General features: G+C 34.4%; 19 protein-coding genes, 2 tRNA genes and 1 other annotated feature. Of the genes, 1 reads left to right on the top strand and 20 read right to left on the bottom strand.

Annotated elements, in window-relative coordinates; translation table 11 throughout:
- Window positions 1-106: 106 nt before the first annotated feature.
- The 18 genes from rplL to IAI10_RS03915 form a co-directional block, all read right to left on the bottom strand.
- Window positions 107-475, bottom strand: a complete 369-nt coding sequence (gene rplL, locus IAI10_RS04000) for a 50S ribosomal protein L7/L12 (protein ID WP_315671997.1) — start codon at window positions 473-475, stop codon at window positions 107-109.
- 41 nt (window positions 476-516) lie between these two features.
- Window positions 517-1,017 carry a 50S ribosomal protein L10 gene (rplJ, locus tag IAI10_RS03995; RefSeq protein WP_315671996.1) on the bottom strand — a complete coding sequence of 167 codons (501 nt, stop codon included), beginning with the start codon at window positions 1,015-1,017 and terminating at the stop codon, window positions 517-519.
- A 29-nt stretch (window positions 1,018-1,046) separates the two neighbouring features.
- Window positions 1,047-1,175 (bottom strand) — a sequence feature (ribosomal protein L10 leader region).
- Window positions 1,176-1,216: 41 nt separating this feature from the next.
- Window positions 1,217-1,906: a 50S ribosomal protein L1 gene (rplA, locus tag IAI10_RS03990; RefSeq protein ID WP_315671995.1), complete on the bottom strand. Its 690-nt coding sequence runs from the start codon at window positions 1,904-1,906 to the stop codon at window positions 1,217-1,219.
- Between the two features lie 77 nt (window positions 1,907-1,983).
- The gene (gene rplK / locus IAI10_RS03985) at window positions 1,984-2,409 is read right to left on the bottom strand and encodes a 50S ribosomal protein L11 (protein WP_315671994.1); all 426 of its coding nucleotides are present in this window, start codon (window positions 2,407-2,409) and stop codon (window positions 1,984-1,986) included.
- 86 nt (window positions 2,410-2,495) lie between these two features.
- Window positions 2,496-3,017 carry a transcription termination/antitermination protein NusG gene (nusG, locus tag IAI10_RS03980; protein ID WP_315671993.1) on the bottom strand — a complete coding sequence of 174 codons (522 nt, stop codon included), beginning with the start codon at window positions 3,015-3,017 and terminating at the stop codon, window positions 2,496-2,498.
- Window positions 3,018-3,060: 43 nt separating this feature from the next.
- Window positions 3,061-3,303, bottom strand: coding sequence for a preprotein translocase subunit SecE (secE, locus tag IAI10_RS03975; RefSeq protein ID WP_315671992.1), 243 nt, complete (start codon window positions 3,301-3,303; stop codon window positions 3,061-3,063).
- A 29-nt stretch (window positions 3,304-3,332) separates the two neighbouring features.
- Entirely contained in the window at window positions 3,333-3,482 is a 150-nt protein-coding gene (gene rpmG / locus IAI10_RS03970) for a 50S ribosomal protein L33 (RefSeq protein WP_315671991.1), read from the bottom strand.
- A 191-nt stretch (window positions 3,483-3,673) separates the two neighbouring features.
- Window positions 3,674-4,867: an elongation factor Tu gene (gene tuf, locus IAI10_RS03965; protein ID WP_315671990.1), complete on the bottom strand. Its 1,194-nt coding sequence runs from the start codon at window positions 4,865-4,867 to the stop codon at window positions 3,674-3,676.
- Between the two features lie 69 nt (window positions 4,868-4,936).
- A tRNA-Thr gene (locus tag IAI10_RS03960) sits at window positions 4,937-5,012 on the bottom strand.
- 8 nt (window positions 5,013-5,020) lie between these two features.
- Window positions 5,021-5,094, bottom strand: a tRNA-Gly gene (locus tag IAI10_RS03955).
- 66 nt (window positions 5,095-5,160) lie between these two features.
- On the bottom strand, window positions 5,161-5,802 hold the full coding sequence (sigH, locus tag IAI10_RS03950) for an RNA polymerase sporulation sigma factor SigH (RefSeq protein WP_315671989.1): 642 nt from the start codon (window positions 5,800-5,802) through the stop codon (window positions 5,161-5,163).
- Between the two features lie 73 nt (window positions 5,803-5,875).
- Window positions 5,876-6,385 carry an NYN domain-containing protein gene (locus IAI10_RS03945; RefSeq protein ID WP_315671988.1) on the bottom strand — a complete coding sequence of 170 codons (510 nt, stop codon included), beginning with the start codon at window positions 6,383-6,385 and terminating at the stop codon, window positions 5,876-5,878.
- A gap of 12 nt (window positions 6,386-6,397) precedes the next feature.
- Entirely contained in the window at window positions 6,398-7,276 is an 879-nt protein-coding gene (gene rlmB / locus IAI10_RS03940) for a 23S rRNA (guanosine(2251)-2'-O)-methyltransferase RlmB (RefSeq protein WP_315671987.1), read from the bottom strand.
- A gap of 16 nt (window positions 7,277-7,292) precedes the next feature.
- Window positions 7,293-7,697, bottom strand: coding sequence for a ribonuclease III domain-containing protein (locus tag IAI10_RS03935; RefSeq protein WP_315671986.1), 405 nt, complete (start codon window positions 7,695-7,697; stop codon window positions 7,293-7,295).
- A 7-nt stretch (window positions 7,698-7,704) separates the two neighbouring features.
- Window positions 7,705-9,399: a proline--tRNA ligase gene (locus tag IAI10_RS03930; RefSeq protein WP_315671985.1), complete on the bottom strand. Its 1,695-nt coding sequence runs from the start codon at window positions 9,397-9,399 to the stop codon at window positions 7,705-7,707.
- Between the two features lie 18 nt (window positions 9,400-9,417).
- On the bottom strand, window positions 9,418-10,857 hold the full coding sequence (gene proS / locus IAI10_RS03925; protein WP_315671984.1) for a proline--tRNA ligase: 1,440 nt from the start codon (window positions 10,855-10,857) through the stop codon (window positions 9,418-9,420).
- A gap of 304 nt (window positions 10,858-11,161) precedes the next feature.
- On the bottom strand, window positions 11,162-11,860 hold the full coding sequence (gene ispD, locus IAI10_RS03920) for a 2-C-methyl-D-erythritol 4-phosphate cytidylyltransferase (RefSeq protein WP_315671983.1): 699 nt from the start codon (window positions 11,858-11,860) through the stop codon (window positions 11,162-11,164).
- A 17-nt stretch (window positions 11,861-11,877) separates the two neighbouring features.
- Window positions 11,878-12,987, bottom strand: a complete 1,110-nt coding sequence (locus IAI10_RS03915; protein ID WP_315671982.1) for a PIN/TRAM domain-containing protein — start codon at window positions 12,985-12,987, stop codon at window positions 11,878-11,880.
- 291 nt (window positions 12,988-13,278) lie between these two features.
- Between IAI10_RS03915 and IAI10_RS03910 the strand changes: the two genes are divergently transcribed.
- On the top strand, window positions 13,279-13,677 hold the full coding sequence (locus IAI10_RS03910; protein WP_315671981.1) for a DUF1573 domain-containing protein: 399 nt from the start codon (window positions 13,279-13,281) through the stop codon (window positions 13,675-13,677).
- Window positions 13,678-13,686: 9 nt separating this feature from the next.
- On the opposite strand, the gene disA is transcribed toward IAI10_RS03910, so the two are convergent.
- Together disA and radA are read right to left on the bottom strand one after the other, a co-directional pair.
- Entirely contained in the window at window positions 13,687-14,751 is a 1,065-nt protein-coding gene (disA, locus tag IAI10_RS03905) for a DNA integrity scanning diadenylate cyclase DisA (protein WP_315671980.1), read from the bottom strand.
- A gap of 97 nt (window positions 14,752-14,848) precedes the next feature.
- Window positions 14,849-16,210, bottom strand: coding sequence for a DNA repair protein RadA (radA, locus tag IAI10_RS03900; RefSeq protein ID WP_315671979.1), 1,362 nt, complete (start codon window positions 16,208-16,210; stop codon window positions 14,849-14,851).
- Window positions 16,211-16,331 lie beyond the last annotated feature (121 nt).

Raw genomic sequence — 16,331 nt, 5'->3', positions numbered from 1 at the left:
TATTAATGCATTTTAATATTATATTACAGGAAATTCATTTTGTCAATGCACACTTGAAAAAAGAGACACTTTGCTTCAAAGTGCCTCTTTCTTTTTTTTTAATTGACTACTTTACTTCTACAGTTGCTCCAACTTCAGCTAGCTTAGCCTTTATAGCTTCAGCTTCTTCCTTAGAAACAGCTTCTTTTAATGTCTTAGGAGCTCCGTCAACTAATTCTTTAGCTTCCTTTAATCCTAATCCAGTTAATTCTCTAACAGCCTTTATAACTTTGATCTTTTCTCCACCTGCATTAGCAAGTATTACATCAAATTCAGTCTTTTCTTCAGCTGCTGCTGCTCCTGCTGCTGCGCCACCTGCAACTGCTACTGGAGCTGCTGCGCTAACACCAAACTCCTCTTCGCATGCTTTAACTAATTCGTTTAATTCTAAAACTGTCATTTCTTTTATAGCTTGAATAATCTCTTCTCTTGTCATTTATAAGACACCTCCATAATTTTTGGTTTAATATTTATATCCTACTGTGCGGATTCTTTGCTTTCTTTAACTGCATTTAATAAGTATGCAAGATTTGATAATGGAGCTTTGAAGCTTCCAAGTATCTTGGCAATAAGAACTTCTCTTGAAGGTATTGCTGCGATTGCTTTTATCTGTTCTGCATCATATACTTTCTTTTCAACTACTCCAGCAATTAGATCAAGTTTCTTATGTCCTTTAGCAAAATCATTCAATATTCTTGCAGGTGCAGTAGCATCATCATAACTTATAGCTACTGATATAGGTCCTTCAAGATATGAAGTAACATCATCAAGACCTATTTCCTTAGCAGCTAATGTAGTTAAAGTGTTTTTGTAAACTTTATATTCTATTCCAGCTTCTCTAAGAGTCTTTCTAAGTTCAGTATCCTCTTCAACAGTTAATCCCTGATAATTAGCAAGTACTAGACCTTGAGCTTTCTCTAACTTCTCTTTTATCTCTTGAACCTTTGCTTCTTTAATTTCTCTATTTTTATTTTGCACTGTGTGTCCACCTCCTCACAGTTTTAAACTGTTTAAATAATAAAGGCCTCCCCGCAGACGCGAAGAGACCATACTAACATTGTATTGGAACCCTCGGTAGGTTGGTTTCCCGTTACGCTATAAGCACCTACTGTCTACGGTTAATTACCTTATTCAATTAACTCAATCATTTTATCAGATTAAGTACCCTATGTCAATATTAATCTAAAACTTTTGTCGGATTTATCTTAACTCCAGGTCCCATAGTGCTTGATATAACAACTGATTTAATATATTGTCCTTTTGCAGCTGCTGGTTTAGCTTTTACTAACGCATCCATTAAAGCATGGAAGTTATCAGTTAACTTTGCAGCATCAAAAGATTTCTTTCCTACTGGAACGTGAACTATTGAAGTCTTATCTACTCTATATTCAACTTTACCAGCTTTTATTTCTGATAGCGCTCTAGCTACATCAAATGTAACTGTGCCTGACTTAGGGTTAGGCATTAAACCCTTAGGTCCAAGAACTCTACCTATTCTACCAACTACACCCATCATGTCTGGAGTAGCTACAACTACATCAAAATCAAACCAATTTTCTTTTTGAATCTTTTCTACTAATTCTTCTGCACCTACATAATCTGCACCTGCAGCTTCTGCTTCTTTAGCCTTCTCGCCTCTAGCGAAAACTAAAACTTTAACTGTCTTACCAGTTCCATGAGGTAACACAACTGCTCCTCTAACCTGCTGATCAGCATGTCTTGGATCTACACCAAGTCTAACTGCTAATTCGATAGTTTCATCAAATTTAGCTTTTGCTGTCTTTAACACTAAGTCCATTGCCTCAGCAGGAGAATATAATGCATTCTTATCTACTAGCTTTGCGCTTTCAACATAATTCTTTCCCATAATCTATCCTCCTTGTGGTACTAACGGTTTTACCTCCCACTTATTTATCTACATAGAATCAACTTAACTCTAGAATACTATTCTTCTACAGTTATGCCCATACTTCTTGCAGTTCCAGCTATCATGCTCATAGCAGCTTCTACTGATCCAGCATTAAGATCAGGTAATTTTGTTTCAGCAATTTGTCTTAACTGGTCCTTAGTTATTTTACCAACCTTGGTTTTGTTAGGAACAGCTGAACCACTTTCCAAGCCAAGAGCCTTCTTTATAAGTACAGCAGCTGGTGGTGTCTTTAGTATAAAACTGAAAGATCTGTCCTGATAAACTGTTATAACTACTGGTATTATCAAGCCAGCCTGATTTGCTGTCTTAGCATTGAACTCCTTACAAAATCCCATGATGTTTACACCGTGCTGACCAAGTGCTGGACCAACTGGTGGTGCTGGAGTTGCTTTTCCTGCTTGAAGCTGAAGTTTTATCATTCCTGTAACTTTTTTAGCCATGTGTTTTACACCTCCTAAAATGTGGTTATACGGGTATATGCCCTCCCACTTATTAAAAACCAAGTAAATAAAACTTGGTTATTAGCTTAATCAAATTTTTCTATTTGGTTAAAATCTAGTTCCACAGGAGTTTCCCTGCCAAACATATTAACCAATGCTTTCATCTTTCGTTTTTCTGTGTTAATTTCTTGAATGATAGCAACAAAATTTTCTAACGGTCCTTTCACAACCCTAACGGTCTCTCCAACTTGCAAGTCTATTTCTACAGGTTTTTCTGATATTCCCATGGAAATAACTTCTTCATCAGTAAGAGACACAGGCTTCGATCCTGGACCAACAAATCCTGTAACACCTCTAGTATTTCTTACAACATACCAAGAGTCATCATTCATTATCATTTCAACCAGTACATACCCTGGAAAAATCTTTTTTTTGGTAATCTTTTGCTTACCATCTTTTTCTTCGATAACTTCTTCCATAGGTACCTGCACGTCATGGATCAAGTCATGCAAACCTCTATTTTCAACAGACTTTTCAAGATTTGCTTTTACTTTATTCTCATAACCAGAGTATGTATGGACAACATACCATCTAGCTCTCTCACTCATACTTATAGGAGCAGATAACCTACTCCCGCCTCCTTTTTTTACTTTATTTATTAAACATGAAATCAAAGAGGTTTTTAAATAAAAAGTCTATTACTCCAACATATGCGATGTAAAGTGCACATAGTATAACAACAGCAGTAGTAGCTTTTTTTATGTCTTTTTTAGTCGGCCATGTTATTCTATTAATTTCTGCTTTAAAACCCCTGAAGAAATCAAAAATCGAGGTCTTTTTCTTTTTTTTCTTACTTTTAACTTTTTCATTATTAATTTTTTCTTCCACAGCCATTAAATTCACATCCTTAACAATTGTGCAGACTACTTAGTTTCTTTATGAACAGTATGCTTATGGCAAAATCTGCAATATTTGCTCATCTCTAATCTGTCAGGATCATTTTTCTTATTTTTCATTGTATTATAATTTCTTTGCTTGCATTCAGTACATGCTAATGTAACCTTAACTCTCACTACCTACACCTCCAAATTTTATTGTAGCTACGGTGCCTAAACCTGCAACTGTACCACTAAATAATTTATCATATAATATAACATGCTGTCAATATCAATACATTTTTAAAAGGACTAGGTCTGAACCCAGTCCCTTAATGATTTGAAATCTATGTTACATTTTTAGTAAGATTTTAAATAACTTTTTCTAATTATGCTATTATAGAAGTAACAACTCCAGAACCAACTGTTCTTCCGCCTTCTCTTATAGCGAATCTTAATCCTTCATCCATTGCTACTTCAGTTATTAATTCAACTGTCATATCAATGTGATCTCCAGGCATTACCATTTCCATTCCACCTGGTAATTTGATTGATCCTGTTACGTCTGTTGTTCTGAAATAGAACTGTGGTCTGTATCCATCGAAGAATGGTGTATGTCTTCCGCCTTCTTCTTTCTTTAATACGTACACCTGTCCTACGAACTTCTTATGTGGATGTACTGTTCCTGGCTTTGACAATACCTGTCCTCTTTCTATATCAGTTCTCTGAACTCCTCTTAAAAGTGCTCCTATATTGTCTCCTGCTTGCGCTTCATCCAATAGCTTTCTGAACATTTCTACTCCAGTTACTACTGTCTTCTTCTTCTCTTCCATTAAGCCTACGATTTCTACTTCGTCTCCTACATGTAGAATTCCTCTTTCAACTCTTCCTGTTGCAACTGTTCCTCTTCCAGTGATTGTGAATACATCTTCTACTGGCATTAAGAATGGCTTATCTGTTGCTCTTTCTGGTGTTGGTATATAGCTATCTACTGCTGCCATTAATTCATCTATGCACTTTGTTGCTTCTGGATCTGTTGGGTTCTCCAATGCTTTTAATGCACTTCCTACTATTATTGGAATATCATCTCCTGGGAAATTATACTCGCTTAATAGTTCTCTTACTTCCATCTCTACTAATTCTAGTAATTCTGGATCATCTACCATATCTGCCTTATTTAAGAACACTACTATGTAGTCAACTCCAACTCTTGATGCTAGTAGTATATGCTCTCTTGTCTGTGGCATTGGGCCATCTGCTGCACTTACTACTAGTATTGCTCCATCCATCTGTGCTGCTCCTGTTATCATGTTCTTTACATAGTCAGCATGTCCTGGACAGTCTACGTGTGCATAATGTCTATTATCTGTTTCATACTCTACGTGAGCTGTGTTGATTGTGATTCCTCTTTCTTTTTCTTCTGGTGCCTTATCTATTTCGTCATACTTGAATGCTTCTGCATATCCTCTGCTTGCTAATACTGATGTTATTGCTGCTGTTAATGTTGTCTTACCATGGTCTACGTGTCCTATTGTTCCAATATTTACATGTGGCTTATTTCTTTCAAATTTTGCCTTTGCCATTGTATATTCCTCCTTGATAAATCTATTATATTTCAAATAAACTTTGCCAGGCGTGTTGTTAATAAAAACTGGAGCCCATAACCAGGATTGAACTGGTGACCTCCACCTTACCAAGGTGACGCTCTACCGACTGAGCTATATGGGCAGTTTATCTGGAGCGGGTGAAGGGAATCGAACCCTCGTAGCTAGCTTGGGAAGCTAGAACTCTACCATTGAGTTACACCCGCTTTAATGCATGTAATATAACAATTAAGAATTTTACTACTGTTTTTTTACTTTGTCAATATATTTATTTATCTATTAATCAAACATTTTTCCAATTTTCTTTTAACACGCTGTAATGCATTATCTATTGATTTAGCATGCCTATCCAAATCGCAAGCAATTTCCTGATAGGATTTTCCATCCAGATATGACATTAGCACTTCCATTTCCAAATCTGATAGAACTTCTTCTATTTCATTCTCTATATGACACATTTCTTCTTTTCCTATAATAAGTTCCTCAGGATCTGAAACCTTTATGCTTGAAAGTATATCCAGCAGAGTCCTATCTGATTCTTCATCATAAATAGGCTTGTTCAATGAAACGTATGTATTTAAAGGTATATGTTTTTGGCGTGTAGCTGTTTTTATTGCAGTTATTATCTGCCTAGTAACGCAAAGCTCAGCAAAGGCTCTAAAGGATGATAGCTTATCTGGTCTAAAATCCCTGATTGCTTTATAAAGCCCTATCATTCCTTCTTGATATATATCTTCCTTATCTGCACCAATTAAAAAATAAGATTTTGCTTTGGACTTAACAAAGCTCTGATATTTATTTATTAAATACTCCTGAGCCTTAGCTTCCCCCTTTTGAGCTTCAACAACTATCTCTTCATCTAGTTTATCAGATATATTTGTAAACGTTTTTAAATTATTTCTTCTACACTCCATAGCTATCACCCCCAATTTTTTACACGTCATTGCAATTATTATACATTAAAAAAGTTCATTAAGTCAACTATTTTCAATGGCTTCTGCGAATTTTCTCAAGTTTTTCCAATACATTTTTTTCAATTGTATCTTCTAACAAATTTCTATTGTCTGCAAACTTTTTTTGTGTCTTATTTTGTATGTTAACTTGCATAGCCTCAATTTCTCTTAAAAATTCTATTGATGACATTCTAGTGGCACCCCTTTGAAATGTAAGCATCTGCTCCAATGCGTCAGAAGTAACTACACATACATCTATTTTCTTACCAATGCTGTCAACAGATTTTTCTATAAAATTATCAGCTGTCTCCCCCTCTTTAGTAAAAACAATGGTCACATTTCCGTGTCTTTCTTTTTTCTCTAAGCTTTTAGGAACTTTATGAGCATCAAAAACTACGAAGACTCTGCACCCGTAAAAAGATGAATAGTCCATCATAATATCTGTGAGCTTTTGTCTAGCTGCTTCATAGCTAAAATCTTTCATATTCTTTAATTTCGGCCATGCATTTATGACATTGTATCCATCTACAAAAACTATCTTCACGATTAAACACCCTTATTTAATTCTGCTTTTTAAAACTTCATACATCATTATTCCTGCAGCCACAGAAGCGTTTAACGAATTTATATGTCCAACCATAGGGATCTTAATAATTTTATCACATTTCTCTTTAGTAAGCCTAGATATACCATTTCCTTCGCTTCCCACTACTAAAGCAACTGAGCCTTTAAAATTAGTCTCAAAGCTAAATTCGCTTCCATCCATATCACAGCCATAAACCCAAACGCCATTTTTCTTAAGTTCCTCTATGCAGGCATTAATATTTGTAACCTTAGCAATTTTCATATATTCTACAGCACCTACGCTAGATCTATATACAGCTGCAGTTACTCCAACATTTCTTCTTTTAGGAATAATTATTCCATGAGCTCCACAAACTTCAGCAGTTCTAATTATTGATCCTAAATTATGAGGATCCTCTAATTCATCTAAAATTATAATAAAAGGTGCCTCATTCTTTTCCTTGGCAGCCTTCAATATATCCTCTACTTCATAATATTTATACGGAGTAGTCTGAGCAATGACTCCCTGATGATTTCCTGTAGATGACATGGAGTCTAGCTTTTTTCTGTCAACTTCTTTTATCACTAGATTTTTTTCTTTTGCAATGCCTAATACTACGTTTATTGCGCCTTCTTTTTCTCCCTTAGCAATATATATATTTTCTATGGTTCTATCACTTCTTAAAGCTTCTATGACAGCATTTCTTCCTTCTATAAGATCCTCTCTTACTTCTGGCTGAACTGCTCTATTTTCCTGTTCTTTCTTTCTTGGTTTTACTGATATCTCATCGCTTTTATTTCTTCTTAAGCTATTTTTTTCTTCATAGCCCTGTCTCTTATCCTTAAATCTTCCATCATTACTTTTTCTCATATAATTTCTCCTAACATTAATTAAATATTATATTCATAAATTCCTTTAATCTATCTGAATTACCTATAACATATAGATACCCTATTAGCGCCTCAAAACCTGTTGCTCCTCTATATTCAGAAACATTAGCATTTTTAGGTACTGTTGGAGATTTAGCATTTCTTCCCCTCTTAAATATATTTTGTTCTTCTTCGCTTAATATGTCCTGAAGTTTTTTCATAATTTCATTTTGAGAATGTGCTTTCACATAGGATACTGCTAGCAGATGCAATTTATGTGCAGACAAATTATTATTTTTTATAACTAGATATTCTCTCACCATAATCTCATATACAGCATCTCCTATAAAGGCTAGAGATAACGGATTCATATTTCTTGCTTCCTGTGGAGTTAGTTTTTTTTCAAAATAATTAAATATCATATAAAAATCACCTATATAAACCTTTAATAGTATTAAGTACATCCTCAACTTTTAGAACTTCGACTTTTTCTTCATTTCTTAATTTAATTTCTACTTCGCCCTGTGTTATCTTATTACCAACTGTTATTCTTATTGGAATACCTATTAAGTCCGCATCATTAAACTTCACTCCAGCTCTTTCATTTCTGTCATCTATGATAACTTCTATACCATCATCCATAAGCTTACTATACATTTCTTCCGCAGCATCAACCACAGCTTCATTTTTCATCACTGCTGGAATTACTATTACTTGATAAGGTGCAACACTTAATGGCCATATTATTCCTCTATCATCATGATGCTGCTCTATTATAGCAGCCAGAGTTCTATTAATTCCTATTCCGTAGCATCCCATAATAAGCGGCTTTTTATTCCCTTCATCATCTATGAATTCAGCTCTTAAGGCTTTAGAATATTTTGTGCCAAGCTTAAATATATGTCCAACCTCTATTCCTCTTCTTATGTGTATGGCTCCTCCGCAAATAGGGCATCTATCACTTTCATTCACATTTCTAAAATCTCCTACAGTTCCTTTAAAATCTCTACCATAGTTCACATTTATGAAATGATAATTTTCTTCATTGGCTCCAACTATCATATTGTTTATTAAAGTTACCTCTTCATCAACTAATAGATAGTCTGCATTTATTCCTATAGGACCAGCGTAACCTATTTCAGCATTGGTAGCCTTCTTAACCATATCTTCATCTGCCAACCCAAGGCTTACAGCTCCCCCTACGGCATTTGACACCTTGGTTTCATTAACTTGTCTATCTCCTCTTACCATCACAACAACTATCTTACCATCTGCATTATATATCAAGGTTTTAGCAAATTTATAGGCCTCAAGATTTAAAAAATCAGTAAGCTCTTCTATAGTCTTCACAGCAGGTGTTTTTAATTTACTCAACGTTTTCAGCTCTTGGCTATCGGACTTTTTAGGTGCTGCAGCTGCACGTTCAATATTAGCTGCATAGCTGCATTCCTTGCAGAAGACTATGTCATCTTCTCCAATCTCCGATTGCACCATGAATTCTGCTGATCCAGAACCACCCATAGCACCTGAATCCGCCTGCACAGGACTAAAATTCAACTTGCATCTGTTAAATATTTTGTTATAAGCGTCATACATAGCTTGATAGGATTTATTTAAACCGCTTTCCTCTGCATCAAAGCTATAAGCATCCTTCATAATGAACTCTCTTGATCTTATAACTCCATACCTAGGTCTTCTTTCATCTCTAAATTTGGTTTGTATCTGGTATAAGGTTACTGGAAGCTGCTTATAGGAATTTATCATTTCTCTAGCTATGTCTGTAAATACCTCTTCATGTGTAGGTCCTAAGCAGAATTCTCTCTCATTTCTATCTTTAAGTTTAAACATCTCAGGTCCGAATACTTCCCACCTGCCCGATTCCTTCCAAAGCTCTGAAGGTATAAGTGCAGAAGCAAGAATTTCTTCTGCTCCAGCACTGTTCATCTCTTGTCTAATTATATTTTCAACTTTTTTCAAAACTTTTAAACCTAGCGGCATAAAATTATATACGCCAGCTGCATTTTTTCTTATAAGTCCTGATCTAAGCATTAGTTTTTGACTATCCACTTCAGCATCAGAAGGCGCTTCCCTAAGTGTAGAGAAGAACATTTTTGACATTCTCATATGAAACACCTCCAATTTTTAATAAGCTCTGCCCCAATAAACCATGTGTTTAGCTTCCTTACCACAGCATACACATTTGTCACTTATATGTTCCTGATCAAAAGGTATGCATCTTGAAGTTGCTGCCGTTTCCTCTTTGATCTTATCTTCGCACGCTTTATCTCCGCACCACATAGCTTTAATAAAGCCTGGTTTATTCTCTATAGCATCCTTAAATTCATCATAGTCCTTAGCATAGGTTGTGTGAGTATCTCTATTAGTCCTTGCTTTTTCAAGCATATTATCGTGTATAGCATCAAGAAGCTCTGGAACCATTTTCTCTATGTCGTCTAGCGATACCACTACTTTTTCCATTGTATCCCTTCTTGCAATTACACATTGATTATTTTCCATGTCCTTAGGACCTATTTCCAATCTTAGAGGAACACCCTTCATCTCATATTCAGCAAATTTCCAGCCTGGCATCTTATTGCTGTCATCAAGCTTCACTCTGGCAAAGGAAGATAATCTATCTTTTATTTCTTTAGCCTTATATAAAACACCTTCCTTATGCTGAGCCACTGGAACTATAACCAGTTGTATTGGTGCAACTCTTGGAGGTAATACTAATCCATTATCATCTCCATGCACCATTATAAGTGCACCTATAAGTCTTGTAGTCATACCCCAGGAAGTTTCATGCACATATTGAAGCTTACCTGTATTATCTGTGTACTGTATATTAAAGGCTTTAGCAAAATTATCTCCAAAATTATGGGAAGTTCCTGTCTGAAGTGCTTTACCATCATGCATTAAGCTTTCTATTGTATAAGTTGCCTTAGCTCCCGCAAATTTTTCCTTCTCTGTTTTTTGTCCTTTTATTACAGGTATTGCAAGAATCTCCTCACAATGCTTAGCATATATGTTAAGCATTCTCAAGGTTTCTTCCTGAGCCTCTTCAGCAGTAGCATGCACCGTATGCCCCTCTTGCCATAAAAATTCAGTAGTTCTCAAGAAAGGTCTTGTAGTTTTTTCACATCTTACCACTGAACACCATTGGTTATACAGCTTTGGAAGATCATTATAGGACTGAACTATCTTTGAATAATGTTCACAAAACAGAGTTTCAGAAGTAGGTCTTACACATATTCTCTCAGTAAGTTTATCTTCTCCAAATTGAGTTACCCATGCAACCTCAGGAGCAAAGCCTTCTATATGATCTTTTTCCTTTTGCAGAAGCGATTCTGGAATAAACATTGGCATATACACATTTTCATGCCCCGTTGCCTTAAATCTGCCATCTAAATCCTTCTGAATATTTTCCCATAAAGCATATCCGTAAGGTCTTATGATCATGCATCCCTTTACTGTTGCATAATCAACTAATTCTGCCTTCTTCACTATATCAGTGTACCATTGTGCAAAATCCACATCCATGCTAGTTATCGCTTCTACCATTTTCTTATTGTTCTTACTCATAGTTTACCTCCATGTAAATTTACTAAAATAAAAAAACTCGCCCCTAATTAGGGCGAGTAAATCGCGGTACCACCTAAATTTATATAAATTCCAAATCAATTATCAAAATTTATACAACTCGATTCAAATAACGGTTTATTCCGGTAGCTATTAACTACTGCTCAAAAGCGGGTTCAAAACAATAAAAATCTTTCAGCCTAGGATTTTTTCTCTGTCTTCAGTTTCTACTATTCTTTATCATAGCATATATTAAATTTACGTTCTTTAATTATAAAGTTTAAGCTTAGTTATGTCAATATATGAACTATTCATATAAAAAGTCCTGCACCATTATTTCACCGATTTTTAAATCTTCCGGCGTTGTTATTTTTATATTTCTGTAGTCCCCATCATATATAAATACTTCGTGTCCATACTTTTCAGCTACCATAGTGTCATCAGTGGCAATACCTTCTTCCTGCCTAAGCTTTTCATGACATTTAAGAATTATATCATACTTAAAACACTGAGGCGTTTGGATTGCCACCAATTTGCTTCTATCTAGAGTTTTTTCTGATATTCTATCTGAATTAACTACTTTTATAGTATCCTTAGGCTGTATTCCACAGGCTGAACATCCGTATTTCTCAGCATACCTTATGCCATCTTTAATAATATGTGAGCTTATAAAAGGTCTAGCCCCATCGTGAATCAATACAATATTACAATCTTTAATAGCCTTAAGTCCATTAAGAACTGAATTATATCTTTCTTTTCCTCCTGGTACAACAGCTGTAACTTTTTTTATATTATATTTCTCAATTATTTCTTTTGTGACATATTCTTTGTCATCTGGTGATACTACCAATACTATGGCATCAATATCATGGCAGTTAGAGTATGCTTTAAGAGTGTAATAGATTATAGGTTTTCCATTTATATTCATATACTGCTTAGGTATATCACTCTTCATGCGTTTACCTCTGCCGGCTGCTACTATCAATGCATAATTTAAATTCCCCATTTAAAATCCTTTCCAGTCTAATTAGCCTTCTCAAGAGCATCCTTTTGTTTAGCAAATATCATCCTGCCTGCAGCAGTCTGAAGAACAGAAGTTACAATAACGTCTATGATTTCTCCGATAAATTTTTTCCCGCCTTCTACAACTATCATTGTACCATCATCCAAATATGCTATTCCCTGACCAGATTCTTTTCCATCTTTTATAATTTGTATTTTCATTTCTTCACCTGGAAGTACTACTGGTTTAATAGCATTAGCTAATTCATTTATGTTTAATACGGGAACCTTCTGAAACTCCGCTACCTTATTTAAATTGTAGTCATTTGTTATAACTTTACCGTCTATAACCTGAGCTAATTTTAAAAGTTTACTGTCCACTTCAGCAATATCAGGGAAGTCCTTCTCACTTATAACTACATCCATGTCTAATTCTTTCTGAATTTTATTTAATATGTCTAGTCCTCTTCTCCCTCTGTTTCTTTTCAGAGAATCAGAAGAATCCGCTATATGTCTAAGCTCCTGAAGTACAAAGTTCGGTATTATAAGACTTCCTTCTATGAATCCAGTTTGACATAAATCAAATATTCTTCCGTCAATTATCACAGATGTATCCAATATTTTAGGACTTATCTTTGCTCCGTTTTTAGCTTTTTTATCTTTTGATGTACTCATCTTTTTGATGCTGAAAATTAAGGACATTAAATCATCTCTTTTTTTAACGGCGATCTCTGCCCCCATAACAGCCATCATTATGTTAAGAAAAAATGAAATAAGTGGCCCTACGTACTGAATGCTGCTTGTTACATTTGTTATCATAGATGAGATAACAAGACCTATTATTGCTCCGCCAGCTCCAAAAAGAATCACATTGGCAGGCAGCTTCTGTATATTCTTTTCAATATAGTCCATAGTTTTACGTATCAATGAAAATACGCTTTTGGCACTAATAAAAAATATGAATCCGCATACAATTATACATGCTGTTATGAATAGAAGTCTATCATTTCCATTTTTACCTACGTAGCCAAGTTCATTAAGATAGTTGATATCAAGCAATAAGTTTCCTACAAAGTAGCCTAAAACAATACCCATCATAGTAAATATAATTCTTAATATTCTACTTAACATAAAGATTCACCTCCTTATAAATTCCTATTTTATGTTTTATAAAATCATATTTTTAATCTATATGTTATAAATCAATATTATATTAATATGCAAATATTTTCAACTGGGATAAATCATGTTTTTTGACCTAAAACAAAGAATTTTAGTAAACAGCTGTTAGTATGATTTGCCACTAATGACCCCCTTTCAATTATCGATTCTTTAGTTTATTATATTTTCATGGACAAAAGCTTTTAAGAAAACTAGTTTGTAAAATGTAAGTCCTAAAAATAACTATAGGAGTTGAGCTTTATGAAAGACATTATTTTTGATGAATTTCAAGACTTAGTTAACTCATCACTTCTGAAACATAAAAGCATTATAGATATAATGTCTAAACTTCAGGAATCAAACTCAAGAATTAATAGAGCTGTTGCAAAATCAGTTACTAGCTGCGGATGCATAAAAATAAATGCAGAAAAGCAGCCTAATTCACTTGATGAAGAAGATATAGCTAATTTATCAAAGCATTTAAAATCTCACTTACATGGTACTCTGTGTGACAACTGTCGTGAAATCATAGAAAGTGAAATAGGTAATAATTTATTCTATATCAATTCATTATGCAACACCTTAGATATAAGCTTATATGACACTTTAATAAAAGAATACAATAAACTAAATACTCTAGGTGATTATTCTTTTAAATAAATATTTAATTTATAATTGCTTGTTTAAATGGACTTGTTCTCGCATGCGACGAAGTCCATTAATAATAGCCTTTGCTCTGACTTCACCGATACCTTCAACATTATCCAAAGCTTCATGAGAAGCTTGCATTACAGCTCTTAATTCTTTGAATTTTTTAACAAGATTATCAATAACTCCAGAGGGTATTCTAGGAATTTTATTTAGAATCCTGTATCCTCTTGGAGAAATTATAGTATCAATAAGAGAAATACCTGAATATCCCAGTATTTTTGCTATTATATCCATATCAAGTATATCTTCTGCGGATACTCCTTGTATTTGTTTATATATTTCAGAACAATCTAAACTGCTTCTGCAATAATCTTTTATGATTAGTATTCCGTCTTGTTCTATGCATTTAACTAATTCATTAAGCTGCATGGATATAAGTCTGCCTTCATTGCCAAGCTCACAAATATAAAGTTCTATTTCTGATACTATCCTCATTACCATTTCAGTACGCTGCATAGCTGCAATAGCATCTGATAGAGTCACTATGTCTTCAAATTCTAAAAAATTAAGATTAGTTATTACTCTGTCTAGTACAGCTACATATTTTTCTAAGGTTTGTATAGCCTGATTTGCTTTTGCAAGTATCACGCTACTTTCTCTTATAACATACTTGATTTCACCCTTATAAGCTGTAATCATGTGTCTTCTTTGCGATATAGCTATAAGCAATGCCCCAGTTTGTTTTGCAACTCTGTTAGCTGTTCTATGCCTAGTACCAGTCTCATAGGTTTGTATTGATGATTCAGGCATAAGCTGCGTATTAGCTAGTATTATTCGCTTTAAATCATTGCTTATCACAATAGCCCCATCCATTTTAGCAAGTTCATAAAGATATGAGGCATTATATTCTGCATTTATGTTAAAGCCGCCATCCACAAGCTGCATAGTATCTTCGCTATCACTGAATAATATAAGTGCACCGGTTTTTGCTCTTAGTATATTCTCAAGTCCTTCTCTTATAGCAGTTCCTGGAGCCAAAATCTTTAGGATATTTTTTAATTCCTTTTCTTTTTCAAGCCTCATTAAACCACCTACATAAAATAATATAGTCATATAAGATTATTATCTTCTTATAAATATTTACCAAATTATTTATTAATTATTCATGTAAATAGAAAATTTATTTTTCAAATATTTTATAAAAAGCCTCTTTCAAGGTGCTCATACCAGTAATACTTATTTTCTTATTGTCCAATGTACTTATATTTTTATAAGGTACTATAACATTCTTAAAGCCTAATTTATAGGCTTCATTAACCAATCTATCACAGGCTCCTATAGGTCTCACTTCTCCTGTCAATCCTACTTCTCCAACCACCATCATCTTTTCAAGTTTGAACTCTTTTCCTCTTATACTTGATATAAGCGCTAGAGCTAGCCCTAAATCTCCATATGTACCGTCTATATTAAGACCTCCAACTACATTTACGTAAACATCAAAATTATAAAATTGTATCTTAAGCTTTTTTTCAAGAACAGCTAAGATTAAATTTAATCTTGAGGTGTCTATTCCTACTGCTGTTCTTCTTGGATTGGCTGTTTTTGTTTCAGTTACAAGTGCTTGAACCTCCACTAAAATAGGTCTTGTTCCCTCCATTATTCCTATAATTACTGATCCTTCTTCATTGAAGCTAGCATCTTCTAAGAAAAGCCTTGAAGGGTCTGAAATTTGAGTGAGACCTTTATCCTTCATTTCAAACACACCAATTTCACTGGTAGTTCCAAATCTATTTTTTACAGCTCTTAAAACCCTTATATCCTCTGTCCTTTCACCTTCAAAGGATAAAACTGTATCTACCATATGCTCCAACACTCTAGGTCCTGCTAATTCTCCCTGCTTTGTCACATGAGCCACTATAAAAAAAGGAATTCCCTGAGTCTTGGCTAATCTCATCATATGATTGGCACATTCTCTTACCTGAGATACGCTTCCTGGAGCTGAAGTTATATTATCCTTATACATGGTTTGAATAGAATCAATTATTACAAACACTGGCTTAAGTTCTTCAATGTGCCTATCCACATTTTCTAGATTTGTTTCTGAAAGAATATATAGATTTTCTGAGCTTATATTAAGCCTATCTCCTCTTATTTTTATCTGTTCTTCAGATTCTTCTCCTGAAACATATAAAACCTTGCCATTCTTTGAAATATTATCACTGGTCTGAAGCAGCAGCGTAGATTTTCCTATTCCTGGATCTCCCGAAATTAATGTAAGGGAGCCTTTTACAAGCCCTCCGCCAAGAACTCTATTTAATTCTTCTATCTCTGTATCAAACCTTTCAAGGTTTCCTGACTTTATATTTGTTATAACCTTTGGAAAGTTTTCATTTCTAAGGGGCGCATATTTCGGTTTCGGCTTATCAACCTTTTCTTCCTCCAGCATACTATTCCAAGCATTACAGTCTGGACATTTTCCTAACCATTTTGGGGACTCATACCCGCATTCTTGGCATACATAGACAGTCTTAATTTTCGCCAAACATATCCCTCCTTGTATGTAACCTTTAATAAATAATACCTATGTTAATAAAATTTATCAAGAATTCATGCATTAAATTTTTTTAAAACATAGTCATTACCTAAAATACCAGTTTATAATT

The organism is Clostridium sp. 19966, assembly GCF_032335695.1.
In the GTDB taxonomy this organism is placed as follows: Bacteria; Bacillota; Clostridia; order Clostridiales; family Clostridiaceae; genus JACTOJ01.
This window is presented reverse-complemented; position numbering and strand designations above follow the sequence as displayed.

Excerpts from the sequence above, each read along its gene's own strand:
- IAI10_RS03930 (WP_315671985.1), bottom strand. The coding sequence starts at position 9,399 with ATGAGAATGTCAAAAATGTTCTTCTCTACACTTAGGGAAGCGCCTTCT.
- rplA (WP_315671995.1), bottom strand. The coding sequence starts at position 1,906 with ATGGGAAAGAATTATGTTGAAAGCGCAAAGCTAGTAGATAAGAATGCA.
- nusG (WP_315671993.1), bottom strand. The coding sequence starts at position 3,017 with ATGAGTGAGAGAGCTAGATGGTATGTTGTCCATACATACTCTGGTTAT.
- rplK (WP_315671994.1), bottom strand. The coding sequence starts at position 2,409 with ATGGCTAAAAAAGTTACAGGAATGATAAAACTTCAGCTTCAAGCAGGA.
- rlmB (WP_315671987.1), bottom strand. The coding sequence starts at position 7,276 with ATGAGAAAAAGTAATGATGGAAGATTTAAGGATAAGAGACAGGGCTAT.
- IAI10_RS03915 (WP_315671982.1), bottom strand. The coding sequence starts at position 12,987 with ATGTTAAGTAGAATATTAAGAATTATATTTACTATGATGGGTATTGTT.
- rplL (WP_315671997.1), bottom strand. The coding sequence starts at position 475 with ATGACAAGAGAAGAGATTATTCAAGCTATAAAAGAAATGACAGTTTTA.
- tuf (WP_315671990.1), bottom strand. The coding sequence starts at position 4,867 with ATGGCAAAGGCAAAATTTGAAAGAAATAAGCCACATGTAAATATTGGA.
- secE (WP_315671992.1), bottom strand. The coding sequence starts at position 3,303 with ATGGCTGTGGAAGAAAAAATTAATAATGAAAAAGTTAAAAGTAAGAAA.
- IAI10_RS03935 (WP_315671986.1), bottom strand. The coding sequence starts at position 7,697 with ATGATATTTAATTATTTTGAAAAAAAACTAACTCCACAGGAAGCAAGA.
- sigH (WP_315671989.1), bottom strand. The coding sequence starts at position 5,802 with ATGGAGTGTAGAAGAAATAATTTAAAAACGTTTACAAATATATCTGAT.
- IAI10_RS03910 (WP_315671981.1), top strand. The coding sequence starts at position 13,279 with ATGAAAGACATTATTTTTGATGAATTTCAAGACTTAGTTAACTCATCA.
- disA (WP_315671980.1), bottom strand. The coding sequence starts at position 14,751 with ATGAGGCTTGAAAAAGAAAAGGAATTAAAAAATATCCTAAAGATTTTG.
- proS (WP_315671984.1), bottom strand. The coding sequence starts at position 10,857 with ATGAGTAAGAACAATAAGAAAATGGTAGAAGCGATAACTAGCATGGAT.
- ispD (WP_315671983.1), bottom strand. The coding sequence starts at position 11,860 with ATGGGGAATTTAAATTATGCATTGATAGTAGCAGCCGGCAGAGGTAAA.